The organism is Alloprevotella tannerae ATCC 51259 (assembly GCF_000159995.1).
Classification (GTDB): Bacteria; Bacteroidota; Bacteroidia; order Bacteroidales; family Bacteroidaceae; genus Alloprevotella; species Alloprevotella tannerae.
Map to the genome: position 1 here is coordinate 1 of NZ_GG700646.1, position 549 is coordinate 549.

The window sequence follows — 549 nt, forward strand, 5'->3', positions numbered from 1 at the left end:
ACATGACATCCTCCTCTATCGTGTATTGCAGGTTTTTCTTCATCTTCGTGACATAGACGACGCCGCGCTCCGTCATTTGCTGAAACTTCGCATAGTCGATGTAGGCACGATCCATGGCAATGATATCCCCCCTGTTCAACGTGGCCGGCAAGAGCATAAAAGAGTCGTTGGTGGCTGCGGAAGTGAAGCGGATGTCCGATGGAACTCCCTCATTGGCTTGGATTATACTGTGCACTTTGATACCCCCTTTCTTTTTACCTGTTTTGGGATGTCTGCCCACGCCTTTGAAGAGCAGGTTGGAGAAGAGGGTAATCGTTGTGGAGTCAATTATCTTCAGCCGTTTCATCCATTTCGGTTCATTTTTTCTTGTGCACAGCCGGCTGTCCGAAGAAAGAAGATGACGATGCTTGGCGTATAAATCCCTATAAACGGCCTCAAAGACCGCCTCCGAACGCCTTTTGTTTCCATCCGCCAAAGTGCTCCTTGAAGTCATCCTGAAGATGCCGAGATGGCGCAGCTTACAAGCCTCGGCCTGAAGGGACGCGGTGA

1 protein-coding gene is annotated in these 549 nt (G+C 50.1%); it reads right to left on the reverse strand.

All coding sequences use genetic code 11. The features are described 5' to 3' along the window. On the reverse strand, positions 1-549 hold a 549-nt coding region (locus GCWU000325_RS10825; RefSeq protein ID WP_006256703.1), incomplete at both ends, for a transposase.